27 protein-coding genes are annotated in these 25,651 nt (G+C 34.1%); 17 read left to right on the top strand and 10 right to left on the bottom strand.

Annotation, left to right across the window (positions count from 1 at the left end):
- The first annotated feature begins 10 nt into the window (after positions 1–10).
- From J3U24_RS04885 to J3U24_RS04930, 10 genes are all read left to right on the top strand, one after another.
- The gene (locus tag J3U24_RS04885) at positions 11–460 is read left to right on the top strand and encodes a PTS sugar transporter subunit IIA (protein WP_267337084.1); all 450 of its coding nucleotides are present in this window, start codon (positions 11–13) and stop codon (positions 458–460) included.
- A gap of 81 nt (positions 461–541) precedes the next feature.
- Entirely contained in the window at positions 542–844 is a 303-nt protein-coding gene (locus J3U24_RS04890) for a PTS sugar transporter subunit IIB (protein ID WP_267337085.1), read from the top strand.
- Between the two features lie 14 nt (positions 845–858).
- Complete coding sequence (locus J3U24_RS04895) at positions 859–2,145, top strand: PTS transporter subunit IIC (RefSeq protein ID WP_416380107.1); 1,287 nt, start codon at positions 859–861, stop codon at positions 2,143–2,145.
- Positions 2,146–2,173: 28 nt separating this feature from the next.
- Complete coding sequence (rpe, locus tag J3U24_RS04900; protein ID WP_267337087.1) at positions 2,174–2,830, top strand: ribulose-phosphate 3-epimerase; 657 nt, start codon at positions 2,174–2,176, stop codon at positions 2,828–2,830.
- Between the two features lie 18 nt (positions 2,831–2,848).
- On the top strand, positions 2,849–3,604 hold the full coding sequence (locus J3U24_RS04905; RefSeq protein ID WP_267337088.1) for an SDR family NAD(P)-dependent oxidoreductase: 756 nt from the start codon (positions 2,849–2,851) through the stop codon (positions 3,602–3,604).
- A gap of 14 nt (positions 3,605–3,618) precedes the next feature.
- Positions 3,619–4,158 carry a 6-phospho-3-hexuloisomerase gene (gene hxlB, locus J3U24_RS04910; protein ID WP_267337090.1) on the top strand — a complete coding sequence of 180 codons (540 nt, stop codon included), beginning with the start codon at positions 3,619–3,621 and terminating at the stop codon, positions 4,156–4,158.
- 216 nt (positions 4,159–4,374) lie between these two features.
- The gene (locus J3U24_RS04915) at positions 4,375–4,719 is read left to right on the top strand and encodes a hypothetical protein (RefSeq protein ID WP_267337091.1); all 345 of its coding nucleotides are present in this window, start codon (positions 4,375–4,377) and stop codon (positions 4,717–4,719) included.
- An 85-nt stretch (positions 4,720–4,804) separates the two neighbouring features.
- Complete coding sequence (gene secA, locus J3U24_RS04920; protein WP_267337092.1) at positions 4,805–7,528, top strand: preprotein translocase subunit SecA; 2,724 nt, start codon at positions 4,805–4,807, stop codon at positions 7,526–7,528.
- A gap of 113 nt (positions 7,529–7,641) precedes the next feature.
- Complete coding sequence (gene mutT / locus J3U24_RS04925) at positions 7,642–8,046, top strand: 8-oxo-dGTP diphosphatase MutT (protein ID WP_065563652.1); 405 nt, start codon at positions 7,642–7,644, stop codon at positions 8,044–8,046.
- Between the two features lie 41 nt (positions 8,047–8,087).
- Positions 8,088–8,312: a DUF4177 domain-containing protein gene (locus J3U24_RS04930; protein ID WP_065563653.1), complete on the top strand. Its 225-nt coding sequence runs from the start codon at positions 8,088–8,090 to the stop codon at positions 8,310–8,312.
- A gap of 79 nt (positions 8,313–8,391) precedes the next feature.
- Here the strand turns inward: J3U24_RS04930 and J3U24_RS04935 are convergent, their stop codons facing one another.
- Genes J3U24_RS04935 through J3U24_RS04955 form a run of 5 tightly spaced genes read right to left on the bottom strand, consistent with a single transcriptional unit; the run spans position 8,392 to position 10,289 of the window.
- Complete coding sequence (locus J3U24_RS04935; RefSeq protein ID WP_220225671.1) at positions 8,392–8,781, bottom strand: DMT family transporter; 390 nt, start codon at positions 8,779–8,781, stop codon at positions 8,392–8,394.
- Complete coding sequence (locus J3U24_RS04940) at positions 8,781–9,137, bottom strand: EamA family transporter (RefSeq protein ID WP_065563655.1); 357 nt, start codon at positions 9,135–9,137, stop codon at positions 8,781–8,783. The genes J3U24_RS04935 and J3U24_RS04940 overlap by 1 nt, the downstream gene beginning before the upstream one ends.
- On the bottom strand, positions 9,125–9,559 hold the full coding sequence (zur, locus tag J3U24_RS04945) for a zinc uptake transcriptional repressor Zur (protein WP_065734711.1): 435 nt from the start codon (positions 9,557–9,559) through the stop codon (positions 9,125–9,127). Before zur ends, J3U24_RS04940 begins: the two co-directional genes overlap by 13 nt.
- A 27-nt stretch (positions 9,560–9,586) precedes the next feature.
- Complete coding sequence (locus J3U24_RS04950; protein WP_081299573.1) at positions 9,587–9,895, bottom strand: RnfH family protein; 309 nt, start codon at positions 9,893–9,895, stop codon at positions 9,587–9,589.
- A complete protein-coding gene (locus J3U24_RS04955; RefSeq protein ID WP_065563658.1) occupies positions 9,861–10,289 on the bottom strand; it encodes a type II toxin-antitoxin system RatA family toxin in 429 nt (142 codons plus the stop codon). Before J3U24_RS04955 ends, J3U24_RS04950 begins: the two co-directional genes overlap by 35 nt.
- Positions 10,290–10,357: 68 nt before the next feature.
- Here J3U24_RS04955 and smpB point away from each other — a divergent pair, with 68 nt between their 5' ends.
- Positions 10,358–10,840 (top strand): SsrA-binding protein SmpB, encoded by a 483-nt coding sequence (gene smpB / locus J3U24_RS04960; RefSeq protein WP_065563659.1) that lies wholly within the window; start codon positions 10,358–10,360, stop codon positions 10,838–10,840.
- A gap of 14 nt (positions 10,841–10,854) precedes the next feature.
- Here the strand turns inward: smpB and J3U24_RS04965 are convergent, their stop codons facing one another.
- Genes J3U24_RS04965 through J3U24_RS04975 form a run of 3 tightly spaced genes read right to left on the bottom strand, consistent with a single transcriptional unit; the run spans position 10,855 to position 14,289 of the window.
- Entirely contained in the window at positions 10,855–11,853 is a 999-nt protein-coding gene (locus J3U24_RS04965) for a LacI family DNA-binding transcriptional regulator (protein ID WP_065734713.1), read from the bottom strand.
- Positions 11,854–11,867: 14 nt separating this feature from the next.
- Entirely contained in the window at positions 11,868–12,986 is a 1,119-nt protein-coding gene (locus J3U24_RS04970) for a glycoside hydrolase family 172 protein (protein ID WP_065563661.1), read from the bottom strand.
- Positions 12,987–13,044: 58 nt separating this feature from the next.
- Positions 13,045–14,289, bottom strand: coding sequence for an oligosaccharide MFS transporter (locus J3U24_RS04975; RefSeq protein WP_065563662.1), 1,245 nt, complete (start codon positions 14,287–14,289; stop codon positions 13,045–13,047).
- A 336-nt stretch (positions 14,290–14,625) separates the two neighbouring features.
- Here J3U24_RS04975 and J3U24_RS04980 point away from each other — a divergent pair, with 336 nt between their 5' ends.
- The 6 genes from J3U24_RS04980 (at position 14,626) to J3U24_RS05005 (ending at position 22,461) form a co-directional block, all read left to right on the top strand.
- Positions 14,626–15,936, top strand: a complete 1,311-nt coding sequence (locus J3U24_RS04980; protein ID WP_065734715.1) for an enolase C-terminal domain-like protein — start codon at positions 14,626–14,628, stop codon at positions 15,934–15,936.
- Positions 15,937–15,974: 38 nt separating this feature from the next.
- A complete protein-coding gene (locus J3U24_RS04985; protein ID WP_267337093.1) occupies positions 15,975–17,285 on the top strand; it encodes an MFS transporter in 1,311 nt (436 codons plus the stop codon).
- Positions 17,286–17,360: 75 nt separating this feature from the next.
- Positions 17,361–18,278, top strand: coding sequence for a GntR family transcriptional regulator (locus tag J3U24_RS04990; protein WP_267337094.1), 918 nt, complete (start codon positions 17,361–17,363; stop codon positions 18,276–18,278).
- A 112-nt stretch (positions 18,279–18,390) separates the two neighbouring features.
- A complete protein-coding gene (locus J3U24_RS04995) occupies positions 18,391–19,830 on the top strand; it encodes a tagaturonate reductase (RefSeq protein WP_267337095.1) in 1,440 nt (479 codons plus the stop codon).
- A gap of 27 nt (positions 19,831–19,857) precedes the next feature.
- Complete coding sequence (locus J3U24_RS05000; RefSeq protein ID WP_065734742.1) at positions 19,858–20,874, top strand: zinc-binding alcohol dehydrogenase family protein; 1,017 nt, start codon at positions 19,858–19,860, stop codon at positions 20,872–20,874.
- A gap of 69 nt (positions 20,875–20,943) precedes the next feature.
- On the top strand, positions 20,944–22,461 hold the full coding sequence (locus J3U24_RS05005) for a UxaA family hydrolase (RefSeq protein ID WP_267337096.1): 1,518 nt from the start codon (positions 20,944–20,946) through the stop codon (positions 22,459–22,461).
- Between the two features lie 167 nt (positions 22,462–22,628).
- Here the strand turns inward: J3U24_RS05005 and J3U24_RS05010 are convergent, their stop codons facing one another.
- Positions 22,629–23,954 (bottom strand): glycoside hydrolase family 28 protein, encoded by a 1,326-nt coding sequence (locus tag J3U24_RS05010; protein ID WP_267337097.1) that lies wholly within the window; start codon positions 23,952–23,954, stop codon positions 22,629–22,631.
- A gap of 99 nt (positions 23,955–24,053) precedes the next feature.
- Entirely contained in the window at positions 24,054–25,568 is a 1,515-nt protein-coding gene (locus tag J3U24_RS05015; RefSeq protein WP_065734720.1) for an MFS transporter, read from the bottom strand.
- Positions 25,569–25,651 lie beyond the last annotated feature (83 nt).

The raw sequence follows: 25,651 nt of genomic DNA on the forward strand, positions 1-25,651 counted from the left end.
GAGGTAGGTTATGCATATTTTAGTTCATGATCTCGATGAAGGCATCGTTACCTATCAAGATGCTATTAACGCATCAGGCTCTTACTTATTAGAAAAAGATTATATTCAAATTGAATATATTGCAGCATGTATAAATCGGGAGAAATCGTATCCCACCGGATTACTTATGAGCAATGGTATAGGCATTGCCATACCCCATGCAAATTATCAATTAGTAAAAAGTGATGCAATCAGTTTAGTACGCTCAAGGAAAGGGGTTGAATTTCAGCAAATGGAAGATTCTGATTTAAACGTCACTTGCCAATTAATCTTTAACCTCGCTTTATCGACTAGCAATCAGCATTTAACCATATTGCAGCGGTTATTTACGTTATTTCAAAACAAGGAGTTTACTGAAAACTGTCAAAACTTAAGTTGTCAGCAAGTAGAACTATTAATTAGTCAACAAATAACAAAATGAATGACTTAAACAATTATTACAGCTTTTTTATTCTTCATTTATCCCCTAAAGGGTAATGAATAAAAAATGAAGGAACAAATTATGTCCAAACAAATAAATATCATCGTTGCCTGTGGTAGTGGCGTTGCAACATCAACAGTTGCAGTAGATGCAGTAAAAAAGATTTTAGAAAGTGCCTCAATACCCGCAAAAATTAGTAAATGTACTTTAGGAGAATTAGAAGGGAAACAGCAAGATTTTGATTTAGCCCTTACAACTGCTAACTATAAAAAAACGCTAACAATTCCGCATATGAGTGTTTTTGGTCTTATTTCCGGCGTTAATGTTGATTTAGTAACAATCAAGCTGGTGCAACTATGCCAAGAGATTATATCTAAAGCATAAGGAGCATAATTATGATTGAATTATTACAAAATTTTTTTGAAACGGTATCAAAACTAGGCGCAGTCGTATTACTCCCCATAGTGATAATGTTATTAGGGCTTTTTTTCCGCATGAGGATTGGTGCGGCAATTAAATCAGGTTTATTGGTTGGAATTGGTTTTCAGGGGTTAGTGCTGGTATTAAACCTACTAATGGCAACCATAAATCCTGTTATAGCCTATTATGAAAAGCTTGGTTCAGGCTTTACCACAATTGATGTTGGATTTGCAGCAATTGGTGGGGCGGCTTGGTCTATTCCTGCTGTGGTGCTATGTATCCCACTAATTATCCTTTTAAACATTGTGTTAATTAAAATAAAAGTGGTGAATGTCATTAATGTTGACGTGTGGAACTTTATTCATTTTATGATTCCCGGCGCTTTAGCCATTGCGCTTTTTAACAATATAGTTATTGGTGTTTTAGTCACAATTGGCTTATCAGTGATTACCTTATTTTGTGCAAAATGGGTAGCACCAAAATGGGAAAACTATTTTGGATTAGAAGGCACTACCTGTACCACCTTAGCTTTTGTCGCTTTAATTTATCCAATTGCTGTTGTGTTAAATAAAGTGATTGATTTTATCCCTTTTATTAAAAACCTTGAGATAAATATGGATAAAATCGAAAGTAAGTTAGGGATCTTTGGGGATCCAACCTTTATTGGTATCTTTGTTGGGGCTTTTTTAGGCATATTAACCCAACAAAATATCCCTACTATTCTCACTATTTGTATGGGTTTTGCTGCGGTCATGATACTCATTCCTAGAATGGTAGGTTTAATGATGGAGGGAGTCACACCAATAGGCAATGCTGCAAGCACATTTATCAGAAAACATGTCAGTGGTAGTGACGGAAAATTTTATATAGGTATGGACATTGCTTTAGGGCTAGGTGATCCTGCTTGTATAACCGTAACTGCAATCACAATTCCATTTGTTATCGCCTTTGCCTTTATGATACCTAATATGACCTTCTTTCCTTTAGGCTTACTTGCTCAAGTCTGTTATTTAACACCAATGATCGTTTTAGCCAGTAAGGGGAACGTATTTCGTAGCACAATATTATCAATCATTTGCATGTATTTTGTCTGCTTTAGCGCTAACTATTTTGCGCCGGAAGCAACTGCAATGATGAAGTTTGCAGGTCTCGATATTTTTACCTCTAATCCGAATGCAACAGTAACCGATGGCGGTCATTTTGGCTGGAATCCGGGCAGCATATTGGTTTCATTAGTACATCGATTATTAGAACTTTTTTCCTAAACTATTTTTATAAATAAGGAAATGAAATATGAGTAACAAATTAAAACTTTCGCCTTCTGTTTTTGCTGCTGATTTAGGCATGTTAAAACAGCAAATAGCCGAATTAGAAACAAATCAGGTTGATCTTTTACATGTAGATGTCATGGACGGGCATTTTGTTGAACGCATTGCTTTTGGTGCTGATCATATTAAAGCGTTGAAAAAGATGACTCATCTACCACTCGACGTCCACCTTATGGTACAAAATCCAGAAGTGCATCTAGACAGTATTATCGCTGCAGGGGCAGACATTATAACAATTCATCAAGAAGCAACTAACCGTCATGTCAGTTGTCTTAAGAAAATCCGTAAAGCCGGTATAAAATCCGGAATCGTTCTTAATCCCGGCACCAGTGAAGAAAATATTAGATACCTATTAGATGATATTGACATGATTTTACTGATGACCGTTAATCCGGGTGAAGGTGGGCAACATTTTTTAATGTCGGTGGTTGAAAAAATCAAACGAGTTAAAGCGATGATCGACAATCGTAATATCGATATTGAGGTAGACGGTAGCATTGATGACAAAACAATTAAGTATTGCCATGCAGCAGGTGCAAATGTTTTTGTATCTGGAGGATATCTATTCAATGGCAATATCACCGACAACATCACCAAATTAAAAACTGCATTGGCAGAATAACAAAGAGAGGATCTAAAAATGAGTAAATTTACCGGAAAAGTTGCCCTAGTAACCGGTGCGGCACATGGAATAGGTAAAGCTATTGCAGAAAAATTTGCTAACGCTGGGGCTAAAACCGTTATTGTCGATTTCAATCATGAGCTAGGGCTTGAAACAGCTCAACAGATAACCCGTGATTATCAACAGCAGTCTATCTTTATTCAAGCCGATGTGTCTAACGCAAATGATATGCAAAAAGTAAGAGAAGAGACATTTAATCATTTTGGGCGTATTGATATTTTGGTATTAAATGCTGGTGTTGCTTTTGCTAACAAAGTCAATGATATCTCTTATGAGGAGTGGCATAAAACCCTTAATATCAACTTAAGCGGTCTTTTTAATACCGTTAAATCATTTTACAACGACTTCTTAACCAATAAGGGATCGATTGTTTATATCAGTTCAGGATCAGCGTTAAGTGGTACAGGCGGCGGTGTATCTTATCCAGCCTCAAAAGCAGGCGGAGAAGGGTTAATGCGTGGGTTAGCAAAAGAGCTAGGTCCCAAAGGCGTTAATGTTAATTCGATTGCGCCACGATTAATCGACTCAGGCAAAATGATGCGTGTCAATTACCCCACTCAAGAGAGTTTAGATACGGTATTAGAAAAAATACCGGTTAGACGCCTAGGTACCGTTGAAGATGTTGCTAACTTGACGTTGTTCTTAGCAGATAAAGATAATTCATACATTCAAGGGCAAACCATCTTATTAGACGGCGGCAGAACTATTGCTTAAAAGGAGTAAATACCATGCTATCAGAATTAATTATTAATGAATTGAGCCATTCAGTAAAAACATTAACTGAGCAAAACATCACCGATTTAATCGAAAATATAAAACAGCATAAACGTATATTTGTTTACGGGACCGGACGCTCCGGGCTTATGTTAAAAGCCTTTGCGATGAGACTAATGCAGCTAGGACTAAATTCGTTTGTAGTGGGTGAAACAACCACACCTTCAGTGCAAAAAGGTGACCTTTTGATTGTTGCTTCAGCATCAGGCGAAACTGACAGTGTTAACATGATGGCTGAATCAGCAATTAAACAAGATATTGATCTGTTTATTATCAGTGCATCAACCGATTCAACCCTAGCCAAAATTCAAACGCCGGATATAGTGTTACAATCAGGGACTAAATTTTCCCAATCGCAAGTCAGTCAACAACCGCTTGGTAGTCTTTTTGAGCAAATGCTATTAATTATCTTTGATACCGTTATTCTGGCAATGAGTAAACAAGAAAAAGAGAGTAATAATAATATGGCTCATCGTCATGCTAGTTTAGAATAGTATGAAATAAGTACAGCGCTTATCCACTTGTTGGTTATAATACGGCAAGTGGATAATATTTTAGTGAATATTCATTATTTTATTAATTTAACATTCAATTGACTATCTTCTGAATCAAAGACGTTTATCGATTTCTCTTCAGCCATTAAAATGACTCAATGACATTGATGTAATAATTGTTTTAATTTTGGGAAAAAATGCTAGAATGTTGCCACTATGAATGTGATTAGCTATTGTAAAAAACTTCACAAACGCCTCATCATTAAAACAGCCCTATCGCACTTATTATTAGGTGTAATCGCTGCTGGGTTCGGTTTATATGAAGAAAATGCATTACCAGTTCAATCATCTTCCACACAGGTTGGTATTATTGCTATAACAGCAATAGTACAAGATCACCAAGCACCAATAAGAAAAAAATCTCAAACTTCATCTTTGTTAAAAGAAGAGCATTACAATAAACAAATTATCTCACTCAATTATGATGAAGTTACTCCAAATACCGTTATTCGATTATCACCATATAATGGAATAAGAGCGGGTCCTCAAGCTACTGCTTAACGTGTTTTTATATAATTAAATTAATTTATTAAATGAGGTTTATTCCTTATTAGTCCCATTATAAAAAAAGAATAAGAGAACAGTTATGTTATTAAAATTATTAACAAAAGTATTCGGTAGCCGTAATGAACGCGTTTTAAGATCTATGCGTAAACGTGTTGAAAATATTAATGCTCTTGAACCATCTATGGAAGCGCTAACCGATGATGAACTTAAAGCAAAAACCAATGAATTTAAGCAGAAGATTGCAAATGGTACTAAGTTAGATGACATATTAGAAGAAGCTTTTGCAGTAGTTCGTGAAGCAAGTAAACGTGTATTTGGTATGCGTCATTTTGATGTCCAACTCATTGGGGGCATGGTACTTAATGAGCGCTGTATTGCAGAGATGCGTACTGGTGAAGGTAAAACATTAACAGCTACATTACCTGCCTATTTAAATGCATTAACCGGTAAAGGTGTACATGTTGTAACTGTTAATGATTATTTAGCTCAGCGTGATGCAGAAAATAACCGCCCTCTATTTGAATTTTTGGGCTTAACAGTTGGTATCAATTTACCTAACATGCCTCCAGAAATAAAACGTGATGCTTATAATGCTGATATCACTTATGGTACGAATAATGAATATGGATTTGATTATCTACGCGATAATATGGTGTTTAACAAAGAATCACGTGTTCAACGACCGTTACACTATGCTTTAGTCGATGAGGTTGACTCAATTTTAATAGATGAAGCAAGAACTCCATTAATTATCTCAGGTCAGGCTGAAGATAGTTCAGATAAATATATCAGTATTGATAAAATCATCCCTCATCTTATTAAACAAGAAAAAGAAGATTCAGAGCAATTTCAAGGAGATGGAGATTTCTCAATTGATGAAAAATCACGCCAAGTAAATCTTACTGAACGAGGTTTAATTAAAGTTGAAGAACTATTAATAAAACAAGGAATTATGAAAGGTGATGAATCACTTTATGCACCAAGTAATATTGTGTTGATGCACCATGTCAATGCAGCTCTTCGAGCTCATCATTTATTCCATCGTGACGTAGATTATATTGTTAGGGATAATGAAATCATTATAGTTGATGAACATACAGGCCGTACAATGGATGGTCGCCGTTGGTCGGATGGTTTACATCAAGCAGTAGAAGCTAAAGAACATGTAAAAATTCAAAATGAAAATCAAACGTTAGCTTCTATTACCTTCCAGAATTATTTCCGCTTATACGAAAAATTAGCTGGTATGACCGGTACAGCTGATACTGAAGCCTTTGAATTTAACCAAATCTATGGCTTAGATACCATTGTTATTCCAACCAACCGTCCAATGGTTAGGAAAGATTTACCTGATCTTGTCTATATGACAGAAAAAGAGAAAATTAATGCAATCGTTGCTGATGTGCAAGATTGTGTCAAACGAGGACAGCCAGTCTTAGTAGGTACTGCTTCAATTGAGAAATCCGAACTTGTCTCTCATGCATTTAAAAAAGCAGGGATTAAACATAATGTACTTAATGCTAAATTCCATGCTCAAGAAGCTGAAATTATTGCTGATGCAGGTAGTAAAGGCGCTGTAACTATTGCAACAAATATGGCAGGTCGTGGTACCGATATTATGCTTGGTGGTAATTGGCAAAGTGAAGTTGCGAAATTAGAAAATCCAACTGATGTTGATATCCAGAAAGCTAAACAAGCATGGCAAATTAAACATGAAGAAGTCATTCAACTTGGTGGGCTTTATATTTTAGGTACTGAACGTCATGAATCTCGTCGTATTGATAACCAATTACGTGGACGTGCTGGCCGTCAAGGTGATCCAGGTGTTTCACGTTTTTACTTATCATTAGAAGATCCACTTATGCGTATTTTTGCATCAGAGCGTGTTGGTAACATGATGCGTAAATTGGGTATGAAAGAAGGTGAAGCAATCGAACATCCATGGATCACTAAAGCTATTGCTAATGCTCAGAAAAAAGTTGAAAGCCGCAATTTCGATATTCGTAAACAATTACTTGAATATGATGATGTTGCAAATGATCAACGTAAAGCTATATATAGCCAACGTAATGATTTATTAGATAACGTAGATATAAAAGAAACTATTGATTCTATACATGGAGATGTATTTACCACTGTTATTGATCAATATATTCCACCACAATCTATTGAAGAAATGTGGGATATTCCTGGACTTGAAGCAGCATTAAAAAGTGACTTTGATTTAGATTTACCAATTGCAAAATGGCTTGATGAAGAACAAAATCTTCATGAAGAAACTTTACGTGAACGTATTATACAACTTGCACAAAATAAATATCTTGAAAAAGAAAATATTGCGGGTTCTGAAGCCTTCAGACAGTTTGAAAAAAGTGTTATGTTGCAAACACTTGATACATTGTGGAAAGAACATTTAGCAGCAATGGACTACTTACGCCAAGGTATTCACTTACGAGGCTATGCACAGAAAGATCCTAAACAAGAATATAAACGAGAATCTTTCAACATGTTTGCAAGCATGTTAGATACATTGAAATATGACGTAATTGGTATATTAAGCCGAGTACAAATTCGTTCACAAGAGGAAGTTGAAGAAGCTGAACGCCAACGCCAAGCTGAAGTCGAAAAATTAATGGCTAAGCAGCAAGCTAATCATGAATCAATCGGTGGCATGGGCAATGATGAACAATCAGCAAACTCACAACAAGCTGTTGTACGTGCTCAGGCAAAAGTTGGCCGTAACGATCCTTGTCCTTGTGGATCAGGCAAAAAATATAAACATTGTCATGGTGCTGTTAATTAAATCAAAAATTTAGTATGATAAATAATCATTGATGTTTAAATAACCAATTAAGGTAAAAAAACAAATGGGAAAGCAGTTGCTTTCCCAAACTTTAATCACATACAAATTGGATCATGAGAAAACATACTGAAATTGCTGTAGGTATCATTCGTTCGCAAGATTGCCAAATCTTTATCACCCAACGCGGTGAAGACTCTCATCTTGCTGGTTTTTGGGAATTTCCTGGGGGAAAAATCGAAGCCGGCGAAACACCTTATCAAACTTTAGAGCGTGAAATAGCAGAAGAAGTTGATATTCATATTCATCAATCACAATTTTTAAAAACTTTTGAACATAGTTATGATGATCGTGATATCACTATTCATGCTTACCTAGTAGAAGAGTGGGATGGTGTTCCTTTTGCAAAAGAAGGACAACCAAGCCGTTGGATAGATCAGGAAGATCTAAATGCAGATGAATTTCCAGATGCTAACAGACCGATTATCGAAATGCTTAAGAACCTAGACAAACAGATCTAAGTTATTTCCTTATTTAATTTTAATTAGACTCTATAAAAACAATGAAAGAATATAAAGTTGTCATTTATCAAGAAGGGGCTTTGTCTTCATTAGTTTTCGGTACAGCTAATTCAAATGCTGACAAATTTTCCGCTTTTTTAAATAATATTGCCCAAGAAGGCTGGCGCGTAATTACAATGCAAAAAGATATCCGTCGCTTATTTTTATTCTGGCAACGTGAAGCCTATCTAATTGTGATGGAGCGAGATAGAGGACAGGTGAAATAAAAACCACGTTTTCTATTTTAGAATTAATAATTACTTCGTAAATAGCTATTTAATGATTTTATAAAATCATTAAAATAATTTAACTCGAAGAGTTATTGTGTATTCTTTGTTCAGCCAACGCAAGAAAGATAATCCCAACTATAATAGACAAAGCACCTAATAATCGTGAAATGGTAATTTGTTCGTTAAAAGCAATGACCGACACTATCATTACTGTTACCACTTGTAGGTGAGAAGCAGCAAAAGCTGGACCAACTGGTGCTTTTTGCAATAATACCATCCATGTTATAAATGCACCTGCATACCCAATCATAACTAAATATGCCCAACCATGACTAAAAACTCTTAACAACCAAGCAATATCTGGTTCAAATGGCAACGCTGAAATAGCAGTAAGTTTAAAGCTGGTTTGCCCAAAAGTATCAAAAAAAAGTAGTAAAATAAAACCAATAATATAGAACTTTTTCATTAAGTTAATCCTACTAGTACTACGCCAAGAGTTATAAAAAAAATACCAATTAAACGAAATGGCGTTAAATGTTCTTTAAATAAAACACGCCCAGCAATCATTACTGTAATAATATTAAAAGAGCCTAATAGTATGCTTTTAGACAAAGAAACTTCACTCAAAAAAGCCAACCAAAATACAAAACCGATGAAGTAAGCTCCAAAACCTAACCATAACCACATGTTACCAAATAATTTCTGCCAATAATTTAAACCCTTCTCATCATTAGAAGTAATAGCAGCATATTTGAATGCAATCTGCCCTACCGTGTCACAAGCAATATTAATTAACCATAAAAAAAAGATTAAGGTTGACATGAGTGACAAATTCCATGAATTTCAAGCACACTATGCTTTATTAAGAATTGACTTTGGCTAGCAAGTTGTTTAAGTTGCGACTCGATATTCTCAGAATGTTTTTCGATAATTTGCTGACAATTATCACAAATAAATAAGATTGATATATGCTGAGGATCCTGAAAATGAGGGCAAATGATATAGCAATTGGTTGACTCAACTTTATGAATAAAGCCTTGCTCAAGTAGAAACTCAAGAGCTCGATAAATCGTTGGCGGTTTTGCTTGTGGCTCACTAACTTTTAAGAGATCTAAAAGATCATATGCGCTCATAGCTTTATTCGCTTTAAGCATGATATCTAAAACGGTTTTACGCTGAGTTGTCAGCTTAATGCCACGTTTTTTGCATAAAGTTTCAATTTTCTCAATCAGCATATTATGCATTCAGTTAAGTTCCCTTCACTTTATTTGTTACTTTTTCAATGCCGCTTTTTTTCTTCTAATTTCTTTTGGGTCATTGATTAAAGCTCGATATATTTCTATACGATCGCCGTCTTTTACTTGTTCATTCAGTTCACAACGTTTTCCATAAATTCCAACAAGATGTTCATCTAATCGAATTTTACATATTGATAAGATATTGGATTTTGTAATGGCTTGCAAGACATTAGTTTGCTCATCAACTGCACAATCGATAATCGTAGGTTGATTAGGTAGCGCATAGACAACTTGAATATTTATCATATTAATATATCTGCCTTGCTCTTTGAGAAAATGCATTAACCATGTTGGTCATCACCTCCTTAAATATTGGCGTAAAAACAGCACTCATTAATTTATTATTAAACTCAAAGTTTAAATTTAAGCTGATTTTACTTTTTTGCTCATCAATTTCAGTAAATTCCCATCGCCCCTTTAAATGCTTAAATGGACCATCTATCAATGCCATATCAATTGAATTAGGCTCATTAATCTGATTTATGGTGGTAAAAGATTTTTTAAATCCTAATTTTTCAACCTCAATAAATGCAGTTAAAAGATTATCTTGTTTGCTAATAATCCCAGTTGCGATACAATCAGGAACAAACTCAGGGTATCTAGCTATATCATTTACCAACGCAAACATTTGTTGGATTGAATAAGGCTCGATCACTTCATGAAAAACATGTGCCATAATATTAAAAAATTAAAAGTTAAAATTAGTGGCATATAGTATCATGTAACTCTATAATAACGCACATTATGACTAAGAAAAAATCACATAAGCCTGGTTCGGCTACCATTGCATTAAATAAACGTGCGCGTCATGAGTACTTTATTGAAGAGGAAATTGAAGCAGGTTTATCCCTACAAGGTTGGGAAGTTAAATCACTGCGAGCTGGCAAAGCGAATATCAGTGACAGTTATGTGCTACTTAAAAATGGCGAAGCATGGCTATTTGGTGCAACTATAACTCCATTGAGTGTTGCTTCTACCCATGTAGTGTGTGACCCTATACGCACTCGAAAATTACTGCTAAATGAACGAGAATTAAACTCGCTTTTTGGACAAATAAATCGTCAAGGTTACACTGTTGTTGCACTTTCATTGTATTGGAAAAATGCATGGGCAAAAGTAAAAATTGGCGTTGCAAAAGGTAAAAAAGAATACGACAAACGTACTGATATTAAAGAACGCCAATGGCAAGTTGACAAAGCACGCATAATGAAAAATGCGAATCGCTAATCATAACGTTTAAATTAACGATGGCGTATAATTTGTGGCTCAATAAAAAATTCTAGATGTTTTAATTCTTTAAAATTTAGCAAATCATCAACCACATCTACACAAGTTAGCGCCATATTTTCGATATCTTGTACAATAGCATCTATCGGATAATACGAATAGCCAAGATAGTTATTGTAATCATAAGAACACAAATACACCTGCTCAGGATCAATTCTAGCTGTAACCAAATAACCTAAGACCTCTTCCAATAAATTACCTGATGGTGTAAAAATAGCTTTTGGCATTCGGCCTAACCTTTCATGAACACCTTTAAGTAATTCAAAACCTTTATTAGGAGAATAATCATCACTCACAATCCATTCTGGTTTTACAGTTAATCCCACACTTTCTAAGCCACGCCTGAAACCCTCAAGTCTTGCACATATCGAAGTTAACTGAATATCACAACCAATAAAATAAAATTCGTCTAAATTCTTTGCATAAGGCTTAATTAAATCACTTACAGACTGTAATGATTCACTTGTAATAAAGGGTAATACGGTATCTTTGAGATAACGGTCAAAAAGTAGTACCGGTGTATTTTGATTAATATCTACATACAATTTATCACTGTCTAATGAGGTTACAACAATCATCGCATCAACTTTTCGCTCTACTAAGTTTTGAGCTACTTTGATTTCAACCTCTTTATTATAGTGACTACAAGTAATTAATAATTGGATATTTTTTTGCCGAAAAGATGATTCAAGATGATGCAAAAACATAGAAAAAAATGAATTTGACATATCGGGGACAATAACACCAATCGTATTGGTGCTGTTAGCTTTCACCAAATATTGACGAATATGGGGTTGATCGCTATATTTCTCCGCGATCGATAAGACTCTTTGCCGAGTTTGTGGAGAAATACGATATTTTTTATCTCGTTTGTTGAATATATGACTGACGGTCGTTGCCGACACGCCAGCCAAACGAGCAATATCATTAATTTTTAGTTTATTACTCGCCATAGATCACCTTAATACTAACGTGGAGTACGTTGTTGTTTATTCGGGAACACTGGATTGTGGTTCACCGATGGACTTTGATACCAATAAGCAACACTCGCAATATCATCACAACGTTCATATAGTCTTATATCATCATTACCGATTTGTTGAAACGCTAATTTGATATTTTTGTGAAATGCAATTGGATCTGGAAGATGCCAACGATATAAACCATGTGAAGGCAAACCATCATCACCAAAACCATGTACTGGATTAGAATCTCCAGTTTGGAAAAAGTCACGTGTTGCATCACGGTTTGTTTGATATGGATATCCCATAAACATTGTTTGGAAACATTTCGCTTTTGGACGACCTTGGCTATCACGGTTATGAAATGCCCAAGCTCCACCAAAGTAATCTTCTGAACCAGTTGAATGTTGTGTTGGATAATCGCTATCATCATCAAGATAGAATTTAAACTCCCCTTCTCCCCACCAATAACGCTCTAAAGCTGTAAGAGCTAAGTAAGTACCTACATAATAACCATAACCTTGAACATTATCTAATATGACATAATCTTGTGCATGATTAGTCACACGTTGACGACGCCATTGAGCATGAAAGTAAAGTGGATTTTCAAATGGTTTTGGCATCAACGCATAATTAATAGCAAAGAAGAAATGTTGCAAATCAGCTTCATGTTCATTGTGAATTTCAACTCTAGCTTTTTTATTAAATGGCATTCTAAAATAACTATTAAAACCACCTGTTGGATTAACCACTATTGGCATAGAATTAATATCACATCTCGCACCAAAACCATTACAGAAAAAGTCACCAATAGGACTTTCCACTGAAGGAACAGTTTCATCATCCCAATAAATTCGAATCACAACATCACGTAATACAAAGCTTCCACGATGTGTTTTATCAGTTAAAGTAAACCACATATGACGAATTTCCCCTGGGCCAGTAATTTCAGCAATAGTCACTTTTTCACCAGCAGGAATAGATATAAAACCTTGTCCTTTCCTACATGGACCTAAAGCACTAGCTTTCATACACGATTTACCCTTTTCACCAGTCAAATTTTCAGGTGAAATAGTTCTTGTTTGTTCGAAGTGAAACTGTGTTACTGAATCAAATATATTCATTTTGCGTCCTTAATAAGTTTTAACAAATATTATTAATTAAAATATAAATTTCGTTTGCTTAATTACTTTCATTTTCAATTTTGTCTGACTTTCTATCACGACTTAAGAAGGCCATAGCAAATATCATGAAGCCTAAAACAACTAAGCCTAAATAATTAAACGTAGTAGCAGCACCTTCAGTGTCATAAAAATTACCGACAAAGGTAGAAAATAATATTACGCCTACTGAACCGGCTACTTGATAACCGATCAAAAACACTGTAGCTGACAAGCGTGCATTGAAATTGTTATCAATATATTTAAACACTGAGACTAAAATAGTTGAGATCTCTAAACAGTGCATAAGTTTGATTACGGAAATAATTGCGATACTTTCAACATGACCTGTTAAAAATATTCGAGTTGCAGAGATAAATGCAGCAAAGATTAATGCATTTTTTGCACCAACTTTGTTAACCACAAATGGCACACAAAACATAACAGCTGCTTCTAAAAAGACTTGAAATGAATTCAAAATACCATATAAGCGATAACCATCATTTACATCGGTAAACTGCTGAGTAAAAAAGACAGGGAATAATTGTTGGTCATAAATGTTGTACAAGCTATAAGTACCAAGTACATAAACAACAAATATCCAAAACTTTTTCAGTCCAAAGACTGAAACAATTTCATTAAAACTTAGTTTATCTTTCTTCTGAAATACTGCTGCCGATGATTTACTTAAATCTGGTTTGAAATTCAAATTGAGTATCATAAAACAGATACCGACCACTGAAGCAGCCCAAAAGTTAAGATGAGGATTGATACTAATTAAAATACCAGCGATAAAGGTACCCACTGCGTAAGCAATACAACCCCAAGTCCGGCATTGTCCAAATTCAAAATCGAAAGCACGGCTGATTTTTTCACAGTAAGAATCGATCAAGCCCATACCGGCAACCCAACCAAAACCTAAGAAGAAACTGCCAAAGATAACACCAACATAAAAATTATGTCTTAAAAGTGGCTCGTAAACATAGATTAATGCAGGTGCAGCACATGTTATGATGACACTTTGAAACCAAATTAGATGTTTTTTTAAGACTAATTTATCTTGATAAACACCATAAATAATCATGATAATTAACGAAATAAAATAGTTAAAAGAATAGATAATACCCGTCTGTTTTGCTGTTAAACCAATCTCTTTACTAAGCCATATTGCATAAAAAGAAAAAACAAAACTACCCGCCGCGTAATACATAATGCTATAAAACGAAGCAAACCAATAAGTTGGTTTTTTATAAAATGCACTTGTCATAATTTATCCTATAAAGAGTTAAGCACTGTTTTGAGTATGAATAGCTAAAAATTTAGCTTTAACGGCTTTATTAGATAAATGTGATCTACATCAAAATTATTTTAATAGGTAATGATGATGTTCAATAAGAAATGACATTAAAGATTAAAAACAAATAAAAAACAGAAAAATATTAAGCCAAACACAAAACCTCATTTTTTATAACATTAATGTTAATTGTTATTGATAAAATTATTTTCAACAATGCTAATAGATGATAACTATCTGTAAATTAGAAATTTATTACTATTGTATAAAAAGGCAATGTTTTATTTAAAGGTAAATGAGGACAAAAAAATGAAAACAAAAATTGTAGACATTATGGTGAGAGATATTAGATTCCCAACATCTAAAAATTTAGATGGTTCCGATGCAATGAATGCTATATCAGATTATTCTGCAACATATGTAACTTTGATAACAGATTCACCAGACAATATCCAAGGCAATGGTCTTACTTTTACTATTGGAAGAGGCAATGAATTGTGTGTTGAAGCTGTAAAATCTTTATCTGCTTTATTTGTTAAAGATCGATATCTTGAGGATATTACGGAAAATTTTGGCGCTTATTGGCACGAACTTGTGGCAGGTGATTGTCAACTGCGATGGGTTGGACCTGAAAAAGGTGTCATTCACCTGGCAACAGCTGCAATTATCAATGCTATCTGGGATTTATGGGCGAAAAAAGAAGGAAAACCTATATGGAAAATGTTGGTTGATATGTCACCAGAAGAGCTTGTCAAATGTATAGATTTTACTTATTTGACAGATGTTTTAACCCCTGAAGAAGCAATAACATTACTGAGAAAAGTAGAATCTACAAAATCTCAGAGAGAAAAAGAGATGTTAGAGGTTGGTTTTCCTGGTTATACAACTGCAGCCGGTTGGTTAGGGTATTCGGAAGAAAAAATGCGGATGTTAGCAAGAAAAGCTGTTGAAGAAGGATGGACACACTTAAAACAAAAAGTTGGTGCAGATATTGAGCAAGATATGCGCCGAGCTACAATTCTAAGAGAAGAATTAGGATGGGATCGCAAATTAATGATGGATGCAAACCAAATATGGAGTGTTGATGAAGCTGTACAAAATATGCGAAAACTTGCCTTATTTGATCCTTTGTGGATAGAAGAACCAACAAGCCCTGATGATATTTTAGGTCATGCAACGATTAGGGAAAGAATCCATCCGATTGGTGTTGCCACGGGAGAACATGCTCACAACAGAGTAATGTTTAAACAAATGTTCCAAGCTAAAAGTCTAGATTTTTGCCAACTTGATCCAGCTCGATTAGGAGGATTAAATGAAGTTCTTGCCGTAATTCTGATGGCTGCTAAATATAATATCCCTGTTTGCCCTCATGGCGGTGGTGTTGGTCTTTGTCAATATAGCCAAAATATTGTTCTTTTTGATTATATTGCGGTTTCAGCATCATTAGAAAACCGTGTTCTTGAATATGTTGATCATCTACATGAAAATTTCTTAGAGCCTATTGTAATTAAGAAAGGACGTTATATGCCACCAAAACAAGCAGGATATAGCGTAACAATGAAACAAGAATCAATTGAGCAATTTGTTTACCCTAACGGAAAAGAATGGGTAAAGAATTAATGTTGTTTATTTGACATCATGAATAATAGGAGATTTCCATGACGTTAACTAATAATGATTTTATTTTAAAAACAGCAATAAAAAAATCAATAACTCGGTTATTACCTTTTTTAGCTTTAATGTACATCTTAGCATTTCTAGATCGTGCAAATATTGGTTTTGCTCATCATGCCTTTTTAATTGATACAGGTTTGAGTAACGCCGCTTATGCTTTTGGAGCTGGTATATTTTTTATTGGTTATGCCATTTTCGAAGTTCCAAGTAATATATTTATGTACAAATTTGGAGCTAGAGTTTGGCTTGCCCGCATTATGATTACTTGGGGTGTTGTTTCTGCCTTAATGATGTTTGCAAAAACAACTACAATTTTTTATATATTGCGTTTTTTACTAGGAGCATGTGAAGCGGGATTTATGCCTGGGGTTATGTACTATTTGATGCTTTGGTTCCCCATCGATATTAGAGCAAAAGTTGCTGGTTATTTCTGGTTCGGTCCACCGTTAGCATTCGTTTTAGGTGGTCCTCTTTCTGGTTTATTACTTTCTTTTGATGGATTTGCAGGGTTACATGGTTGGCAAATGATGTTTTTAGTCACAGGCGTTTTAACCATCTTAGTAGGAATATGGGCTTGGTTATACCTAGTTGATAAACCTGAAGATGAACGTTGCAAGTGGTTATCTAAAGAAGAGAAAAATGCTTTAATTTCTAAAATGTCACAAGAAGAACATGAAAAGGCTTCTCACGGACCTAAAGGAATTTTGCAAGCCTTACTAGATCCTAAAGTCATATACTTATGTATTATTGCATTTACAATTCAAGTAGGATCTTATGGTGTTACGTTTTTTTTACCATCACAAATCGCTGGGTTAGTTGGTGACGGTAATGTAGGTCTTTTTGTTGGTTTTTTAAGTGCAATACCTTGGTTTTGTGCTCTACTTGCAGCCTTTTTTATTCCTCATTTATCAACCGTTTTAAAGGAAAGACGTATTATATCAGTTTTAACTCTAGGTACAGCTGCCTTAGGTGTTGCGTTATCAGGTACTTTAGCACAATACAGTGCATTACTGGCTTTTATTTCATTATGTATTGGCTGTGCAGGATTATTGGCTGTCCAACCAATATTTTGGACGTTTCCTACAGGATATTTAAGTGGAGCCGCTGCTGCGTCTGGGATTGCTTTAATCAATTCACTTGCAAATCTAGGAGGTTTTGTTGCTCCTAATATTAGAGTCTTAGCTGAAAGTTGGTTTAACTCGCCATTAGCAGGGCTATATTTACTTGGGATAATTGCCTTCATTGGTGCTATCATGATTTTACCAATGTATGCTTTAAAAATAAGTAAAAGATAATTTTATAAGTTAAAATAATTATCTAATATATTTCTATATATTAGATAATTATATCTGAAAGATTTAAAACGTAATATGAGCCGAAGTCAAATCTTAAGACAAAACACAATCAATCAATTCATTGATTGTATTAATAACAATATATTATCTTTCCCATTACAATCGATTTCGATTCTTGCCGATAACTTTAATGTTAGTCGAACAACCATGAGAGCTGTTTTAGAATATTTATGTCAAGTTGATATTTTAATATATAAAAATAATAAATATTATTTAAACCGTAATCCCATACCAAAAGATAAAATCGCTTGTCAGTTTGATAAACGAGCTGTTCAAGATGAAAAATTTGAAGCTTATTTCTACTATTTGATCAATAGTAAAAAATTATTGCCAGGAGAACATTTTAATGAAATTCAATTAGCTAAAGATGCTAATGTTAGTCCTATTGTTGTTCGTGAATTTTTATTACGCTTTTTACACTATGGGCTTATTAATAATGTAAAAAGAGGTGAATGGGAATTGGTCACCTTTGCTAAGGATTATGCTGAAAAACTATATGAATTTCGAAGTGTATTAGAGATATTCGCCCTCAAATCCTTTATGGCACAACCAGATAACCATATTAATTGGATCAAAGCAAGAGAATTATTGCAATGTCACAAAAATCTTCAACAAAATATACAAGATGAATATAAACTTTTTTCAACACTTGACCGTGATTTCCATGAACTCATTTTATCGTGTAAAGAAAATCGTTTTTTTTTACAATCATTTGATTTAATTTCCGTTATATTTCATTTCCATTACCAGTGGGACAGTAGTGATCTTAAAGAAAGAAACAGTATTGCTGTATCAGAACATATTGCAATATTAACTGCAATTCTACAAAAAAACGAACCACTCGCCATTGCAGCGTTGTGTCGTCATTTAAATACAGCTAAAAGGTCAATGCAAGAATCAATTGGACGCGCATTAGAAATAAAAAACAGATAAAAAACAAAAAAATTATATATTCAACACGAAACTACAAAAAAAAAACATACTACTTTTTATCTTCTTCTATAGTTCTCTTTATTTACTACCAATAATTAAAGAGAACAATCATATGACAAAACAATTAAATAGATCCAACTTTCCTGGTCCAATTTACCCTGAAAAAATACTTCAATTTGGTGAAGGAAATTTTTTAAGAGCATTTATAGATTGGATTATTGATAATCTAAATGAAAAAACAAATTTCAATAGTGGTGTTACTATTGTTAGACCTATTGATACACATCAACCATCTATCAATGAACAAGATGGGCTTTACACGACTATTATTCGGGGGCTGAATGAACAAGGTTGCACAATTGCTACACCGCGAATTATTTATTCGGTTAATCGAGAAATACTAATATATCAAGACTATCAATCCTATTTAGCTTGTGCTGAAAATCCTGAGTTGGAATTTATTTTTTCAAATACTACTGAAGCAGGTATTGCATTTAGTGATAAAGATAAAGCTACAGATCTACCCCCAGCAACTTTTCCTGCAAAATTAACCTGTTTTTTACACCATCGCTTTAAATTTTTTAAAGGCCAAAAAGATAAAGGCTTGATTATCATTCCATGTGAACTTATTGATTATAATGGAGAAAAACTAAAAGAATTGGTTCTGGAATATGCTAAATTATGGCAATTAGATCATGATTTTACAATATGGATCAATGAGTGTAATACCTTTTGCTCAACTTTAGTTGACCGTATTGTGACAGGCTATCCAAAAGATGAAGCAATACAACTTGAACAACAACTTGGTTATCAAGATCGTTTTTTAGATACAGCTGAGTATTTTTATCTGTTTGTTATTCAAGGTCCACAATGGTTAAAACAGAAATTAAAATTAGATCAAGTCGACCTAAATATTTTAGTTGTTGATGATATTAAACCTTATAAAGAAAGAAAAGTAGGTATTTTAAATGGTGCTCATACTGCGATGGTGCCTGTTGCTTACCTTGCTGGATTGAAAACCGTTGGCGAAAGCATGGATGATCCGCAGATTGAAACATTCGTTAAAAATTTAATTAATCAAGAGGTGATTCCAACTTTATCTTTAGACAAAGAACAATTAGTACAATTTGCCGATGAGGTTTTAAAACGCTTTAGAAATCCATTCATTAAACACGAGTTAATGTCAATTTCATTAAATTCATTAACAAAATTTAAAACTCGACTACTGCCACAATTACTAACATATAGTCAACGATTTAACAAACCACCAAAGTATATTTCGTTTTCCTTAGCTGCTCTTATTGCTTTTTATCGTGGCCAATACCAAGGTCAAGCTATTCCATTAACTGATGATGCTCATTTACTAGAGAAGTTTAAAGAGTGGCAACCACTTTATCAAAACGACGTAAAAACACTCGTCTCTAACGTATTAAAAATGACTGATCATTGGGGACAAGATCTCAATAATGTTACCGGATTAACTGATTTAGTGACTAAAAATCTGGAAAACATTTTAGCTCAAGATATTAAAAATTATATTCCAAACAACTAAACAGCAGGAGTCAAACATATGACTAAAATGAAATATATTGTTATTCCAGAACCAGGAAAAGTTGAAGTCAAAGAAATGGAAAAACCAACCTTACAAAAAGGTGAAGCAATCCTAAAAGTATTATATGGTGGTATTTGCGGTTCTGACATGGGAACGTATAAAGGAACTTTTCTTTATGCAAGCTATCCGAGAATCCCAGGTCATGAATTTTCAGCCGAAGTGGTTGAAATAGATGAGAATGATTATGGTATCAAAAAAGGAATGATTGTTACCGCCAATCCTTATTTTAACTGTGGTAAATGTTATTCTTGTCGACGCGGTTTTGTTAACTGCTGTACTGGCAATCAAACTCTTGGCGCACAACGTGATGGTATTTTCAGAGAATATTATAGTATGCCAATTGAACGTATTTATGATGGTAAAGGATTAGATGCATTAACGCTATCAATGATTGAACCATTTTGTATTAGCTATCATTCAATTCAACGAACGTCAGTAAAAAAAGGCGATAAAGTATTAGTCGTTGGTGCCGGACCTATTGGTTTATTTGCAGTCATGGCTGCAGTATTAAAAGAGGCTGACGTATATGTAAGTGACGTCATGCAATCAAGATTAGATAAAGCATTATCATTAGGTGCAAAAGGTGTTATCAGAACAGATAAAGAGAATTTTGAAGAAAGAGTAAAAGAGATTACCCAAGGTGATGGTTTTGATGTTTGTATCGAATGCGTTGGATTACCACAAACTTTCCAAAATTGTATTGATGCAGCAGCTTACCGTGGTCGTGTAGGTCTAGTTGGAGTAAGTAAACAAAAATTAGATTTTGCTTTTACACAAATTCAAACTAAAGAGTTAGATATTTTTGGTTCACGTAATGCACTAAAAAAAGACTTTATCGAATTGATTGATTTAGTTAGTTCCGGAAAATGTGATGTTAAAAAAATCATTACCGACATATACGAATTGAATAATGCCGAAAATGCTTTTAAAGAAATGCGAGATGATCCAAGTAATCGACTTAAATCAGTAATAAAGATAGGTTAACTAAATAATTATCTCTCAATTATTCCGCTACTAACAAGTAGCGGAAAGTGTATTTTTAGGAAAGAGTTCATGAAAAAAATAATTAAAATCAATGGTAACGATAATGTTATTATTGCATTAGAAACATTATACCCAGGCGATAAAATAAATAGTGAGCTATTAAAAGATAATCAACAAATTACTGTTTTACAAGAAATTCCTTCAGGTCATAAAATAGCGATTAAACCGATTTTACAAGGTGAAAACATCATTAAATATGGTTTTCCCATTGGTCATGCATCGCAAGCTATTCAAGTTGGTGAACACGTACATACTCATAATGTTAAAACCAATCTTGGTGAACTTGATGAGTATCAATATGAACCTGTTGCTAGTCATATTTCATCATCACTACCGGATAGAGATGTGAATCTTTATCGCCGAAAAAATGGTGATGTTGGTATTCGTAATGAACTTTGGATTATCCCAACCGTTAGTTGCGTTAATGGTATCGCGGAACAAATTCGTAAACGATTTTTATCAGAAATAGCGAAAGACATTGAGTTAGATCACGCTTTTTTTGATGGTGTCCATCTACTTTCACATCCCTATGGTTGTTCGCAATTAGGAGCAGATCATCAAACAACTAAAACTATATTACAAGATATGGTCAAACATCCTAATGCTGGTGGAGTATTAGTTATTGGTTTAGGATGTGAAAATAATCAACTCTCAGCATTTAAAGAAAGCCTTGGTGAATATGATCATGAGCGAGTCCGTTTTATGATTTCACAAGAAGTGGAAGATGAGATTCAACAAGGTGTGAAGTATTTACTCGAAATATATCAAGTAATGAAATTAGATCGTCGCCAAACAGGTAAGCTTAGTGAACTTAAATTTGGACTTGAGTGTGGGGGATCCGATGGATTATCTGGCATCACAGCAAACCCATTATTAGGCAAGTTTTCTGATTATGTAATTGCCAATGGCGGAACTAGCGTTTTAACCGAAGTTCCCGAAATGTTTGGAGCAGAAACAATCCTAATGTCTCATTGTATTAATTCACAAATTTTTGAAAAAACAGTAAATATGGTTAACAATTTTAAAAGATATTTTATGACATATAATCAACCTATTTACGAAAATCCTTCTCCAGGTAATAAAGCAGGAGGAATTACAACACTTGAAGACAAATCATTAGGCTGCACCCAAAAAGCAGGTAATAGTAATGTTATTGATGTATTAGAATATGGTGAAAGACTCCAAAAATCAGGTTTAAATTTATTATCAGCTCCGGGGAATGACGCAGTTGCTACAGGTGCATTAGCTGCTGCTGGTTGTCAAATGGTGTTATTTTCAACCGGAAGAGGCACTCCATATGGTGGCGTTGTACCAACTGTAAAAATTTCAACTAACTCAACACTTGCCAAAAAAAAGAAACACTGGATCGATTTTGATGCGGGGCAATTAGTTAATGGAACACCGATGGAGAAACTTTTAGAGCAATTTATTAATTTAATTGTGCAGCTTGCAAACGGTAAACAAACCTGTAATGAAATAAATGAATTTCGTGACCTATCAATATTTAAAAATGGAGTAACTGAATAATTTTTCTTGAAAAGTCCAAATTTGGAAAAATAAAATAATCATAAAATATAACAACATTTTGATAAAAATAATTTTTTCTTATCAAAGTAATGTATAAAATAAGGTCATATTGAATTAATATTCATCAATAAAAAATAACCGCTACTTAGCGGTTATTTTCAAACACATTATTCAGTTTTAAGTCCAAATAATTGACCATTTTGTTTAACAAAAGATTGTGTTACATGCACGTCATTACTATTTTTAATACAAAGTGGATCACTTAGTACATTATCAATAATCACATTATTAAACAAAATACTATTCGCATTCTCAATAAAGAACCCTTTACCAGCCTCCGGTTTGACATCTTTAAACATATCAACCTCGCCTGCTTGGGCATTTTGTTGCATTGAAACACGGATATTATCAAAAGAGATATTAGAAATAGGAGATTCTGGAATACCATATAAAAAGCCGGCATAAGCACGAACATTTTTAGCAATAATGTTCGAAAAGCTAATATTGTGGCATGCTGGTGTAAACTCATTAACGGGTAGAGCATCTTTATTCCAAACAATTGGATCATTTCCTTTTGGACCACAATAATAATAGTAGTTCATAACAAATGCCGATAAAACTTCATCCATTACAATATTACTAAATGTGATATCAGAAATAGTTCCTCCTCGACCTCGACGAGTTTTGAATCTTACACCTCGATCGGTTTTTTGGAATACACAATTTGTAATAGTTACATTACGAATGCAACCACTCATCTCACTACCAAGAACCACCGCACCATGACCATGAATCATATTACAATTAGTAATTAAAATATTCTCACATGGACTTTTTTCGGCTGTTTCTTCAGTGCCTGCTTTTATTGCAATACAATCATCGCCAACATCAATATAACAATTTGAAATTCTCACATTACGACATGATTCAGGGTTAATACCATCGGTATTCGGTGAATCAGCTGGATTAAGAATTGAAATATTATCGACAACGACATTATTTGATTCCATCGGATGAACAGTCCAGCTAGGTGATTGAGTTAGAAAAACTTTTTCAATCGTAACTCGTTCACAAAAATCAAAACCAATTAAATAAGGTCTTGGATATTTAAGATTGCTTCGATCATGACGGAATGTATGCCACCATTTTTGACCATTACCATCAATTTTACCATTTCCAGTTATAACCACATTTTCAATATGTTGACCGTATATACAAGGCATATACACATCCTGCTTAACCCCTTCCCAACGAGAATTAACAACAGGATAATCTTTAGCATCATCAGAAAATAATAAAGTCGCCCCTTGCTCAATAACAAGCGTTATGTTGCTACAAAGCTTAATTGCCCCAGTAAAATAGGTACCAACAGGAACAATTAACGTTCCACCACCTAGTTGATCAATATGTTGAATTGCTTTTTCAAAAGCTTGAGTATTTATTGATTTTCCGTCACCAATAGCGCCAAAATCTTTTACAGATACAGTCGTCATGAGTTTATCCTTTATATTTTTACAAACCTTTTAATTTACTCTAATGTTTGCAGCTTTAGGTTACAGGATCAGCATACTGATCCTAATAAATATTTTTCTTTAATTAGTTGTGGTCTCTTTTTGCTTAAATCCAATGTTATTATTACCAAAACATTTTTCGTAAGCGATGCCAGATAATTCCTCAACCACTTTTCGTGTTTCAGGCGTAACATCTTCCATTTTGCCACCTTGTCGAATGCGAGCAACTTCATTGATAATAATAGAATGGGTAGAGTGATCGAGCTTCATTCTCCAAGCAAAAAATGCCCCAATTAATGCCATTCCTACAACGCCGTATAAAATAATACCATTAATAGCATCAATTGCGCTTTGTGGCTGTATATGTGATTTCGATTCAAAGCCATAAGCACTTAATATCATACCAAGCACAAAAACAATTGAAGCGCGAACTAGTTTACCTGCCATGGTCATAGCTCCTGCATATACCCCTTCACGACGTCGATTAGTTACAACCTCATCTACATCAGCTAAGAATACATATACACTCCAAGGAATATAGTAAACACCACCAGTACCCAAACCAAACCAAATTGTAATACCCACTACAATCCAAGTGATATGAGGCAGATTAAAGTAATAAATACCGACATAACCAATCATCGATGAAATAACGATGAGTAATGCGATAATAAATGGTTTTTTGAAGCCCTTCTTAGCACAATACATCATAAAAAATGCGGTTGAAACCAACTGACAAATACTACTTAATGAATTCATTGAAGCAACAAATGAACGAGGTTCACCTAAACTAAATACGATGAAATAGGTAAATACCGCTGTAAATAACCATTCAGCACCAAATCCAAATAGATACATTCCTAAATGCGTTCTAAAAGTTTTAACACGGAATGTTGACAAGATATCGATAAAAAGCTTTTTAATTGCTTCAAAAAAGCTATGTACAGATTCATCTTTTACTTCTTCTTTAGGTTTTTCCCAACTATTACAATAAAGCAAAATCAAAGCTAACATCATGATAGTGGCATATGTGATCCCAGTTAATAAAAATGGGGTTGCTGATTCCTTACTATAGAAATAAAAGAATACGCCTGGTATTGCCGCACCTAAGAAATTAGCTACTTTACCAAACATTGCTTTTGAACCAGTTAAATAAGTACGTTCTGAAAAGTTAGATGTCATTTCTACAGGTAACGTATTAAATGGAATCATGATGCTGGTATAAATAATCTCAAATAAAATATATGTTACTAAGTAATACCAAAATCCCATACCATCAATCCATAACATAGGATAAATGACCATTAACGGAATACCAATCAAAATAAAAAATCGACGTCGCCCAAAGCGTTGCCCTATTTTAGTTTGATAGAAATTATCTGTAATAAAGCCCATCAATGGATTCAGTATGACATCCAAATAAGTAGCGATGGAAAAAATCAACGCAGCTTGCACCACACTTAATCCACAAAAAGTGGTATAAAAATAGAGAAGCCAAGCACCACTAATTGCTAATGCACCACTACCAATTAAATTACCACTGCCATAAGAAAATCTTACTAACCATGTAATTTTATTCTTTTTTTCCTTACTCATAAAAGATACCTATAATATTTAAAAAAAACGATCCCTCGCATCAAGTCCCGAAGGACTTAATGACGTGGATATTTATTCTTGGA

The sequence above is a fragment of the Gilliamella sp. B2785 genome, from assembly GCF_026537005.1.
Taxonomy (GTDB): Bacteria; Pseudomonadota; Gammaproteobacteria; order Enterobacterales; family Orbaceae; genus Gilliamella; species Gilliamella apicola_E.

What these genes read in the sequence shown, in the direction of transcription:
- J3U24_RS04935 (WP_220225671.1), bottom strand. Translation starts at nt 8,781, where the DNA reads ATGAAAAAGTTCTATATTATTGGTTTTATTTTACTACTTTTTTTTGAT.
- J3U24_RS04985 (WP_267337093.1), top strand. Translation starts at nt 15,975, where the DNA reads ATGACGTTAACTAATAATGATTTTATTTTAAAAACAGCAATAAAAAAA.
- J3U24_RS05005 (WP_267337096.1), top strand. Translation starts at nt 20,944, where the DNA reads ATGAAAAAAATAATTAAAATCAATGGTAACGATAATGTTATTATTGCA.
- J3U24_RS04980 (WP_065734715.1), top strand. Translation starts at nt 14,626, where the DNA reads ATGAAAACAAAAATTGTAGACATTATGGTGAGAGATATTAGATTCCCA.
- J3U24_RS05015 (WP_065734720.1), bottom strand. Translation starts at nt 25,568, where the DNA reads ATGAGTAAGGAAAAAAAGAATAAAATTACATGGTTAGTAAGATTTTCT.
- rpe (WP_267337087.1), top strand. Translation starts at nt 2,174, where the DNA reads ATGAGTAACAAATTAAAACTTTCGCCTTCTGTTTTTGCTGCTGATTTA.
- zur (WP_065734711.1), bottom strand. Translation starts at nt 9,559, where the DNA reads ATGCATAATATGCTGATTGAGAAAATTGAAACTTTATGCAAAAAACGT.
- J3U24_RS04975 (WP_065563662.1), bottom strand. Translation starts at nt 14,289, where the DNA reads ATGACAAGTGCATTTTATAAAAAACCAACTTATTGGTTTGCTTCGTTT.
- smpB (WP_065563659.1), top strand. Translation starts at nt 10,358, where the DNA reads ATGACTAAGAAAAAATCACATAAGCCTGGTTCGGCTACCATTGCATTA.
- J3U24_RS04940 (WP_065563655.1), bottom strand. Translation starts at nt 9,137, where the DNA reads ATGTCAACCTTAATCTTTTTTTTATGGTTAATTAATATTGCTTGTGAC.
- J3U24_RS05010 (WP_267337097.1), bottom strand. Translation starts at nt 23,954, where the DNA reads ATGACGACTGTATCTGTAAAAGATTTTGGCGCTATTGGTGACGGAAAA.
- mutT (WP_065563652.1), top strand. Translation starts at nt 7,642, where the DNA reads ATGAGAAAACATACTGAAATTGCTGTAGGTATCATTCGTTCGCAAGAT.
- secA (WP_267337092.1), top strand. Translation starts at nt 4,805, where the DNA reads ATGTTATTAAAATTATTAACAAAAGTATTCGGTAGCCGTAATGAACGC.
- J3U24_RS04990 (WP_267337094.1), top strand. Translation starts at nt 17,361, where the DNA reads ATGAGCCGAAGTCAAATCTTAAGACAAAACACAATCAATCAATTCATT.
- hxlB (WP_267337090.1), top strand. Translation starts at nt 3,619, where the DNA reads ATGCTATCAGAATTAATTATTAATGAATTGAGCCATTCAGTAAAAACA.
- J3U24_RS04890 (WP_267337085.1), top strand. Translation starts at nt 542, where the DNA reads ATGTCCAAACAAATAAATATCATCGTTGCCTGTGGTAGTGGCGTTGCA.
- J3U24_RS04995 (WP_267337095.1), top strand. Translation starts at nt 18,391, where the DNA reads ATGACAAAACAATTAAATAGATCCAACTTTCCTGGTCCAATTTACCCT.
- J3U24_RS04970 (WP_065563661.1), bottom strand. Translation starts at nt 12,986, where the DNA reads ATGAATATATTTGATTCAGTAACACAGTTTCACTTCGAACAAACAAGA.
- J3U24_RS04950 (WP_081299573.1), bottom strand. Translation starts at nt 9,895, where the DNA reads ATGCATTTTCTCAAAGAGCAAGGCAGATATATTAATATGATAAATATT.
- J3U24_RS05000 (WP_065734742.1), top strand. Translation starts at nt 19,858, where the DNA reads ATGAAATATATTGTTATTCCAGAACCAGGAAAAGTTGAAGTCAAAGAA.
- J3U24_RS04930 (WP_065563653.1), top strand. Translation starts at nt 8,088, where the DNA reads ATGAAAGAATATAAAGTTGTCATTTATCAAGAAGGGGCTTTGTCTTCA.
- J3U24_RS04885 (WP_267337084.1), top strand. Translation starts at nt 11, where the DNA reads ATGCATATTTTAGTTCATGATCTCGATGAAGGCATCGTTACCTATCAA.
- J3U24_RS04905 (WP_267337088.1), top strand. Translation starts at nt 2,849, where the DNA reads ATGAGTAAATTTACCGGAAAAGTTGCCCTAGTAACCGGTGCGGCACAT.
- J3U24_RS04915 (WP_267337091.1), top strand. Translation starts at nt 4,375, where the DNA reads ATGAATGTGATTAGCTATTGTAAAAAACTTCACAAACGCCTCATCATT.
- J3U24_RS04965 (WP_065734713.1), bottom strand. Translation starts at nt 11,853, where the DNA reads ATGGCGAGTAATAAACTAAAAATTAATGATATTGCTCGTTTGGCTGGC.
- J3U24_RS04955 (WP_065563658.1), bottom strand. Translation starts at nt 10,289, where the DNA reads ATGGCACATGTTTTTCATGAAGTGATCGAGCCTTATTCAATCCAACAA.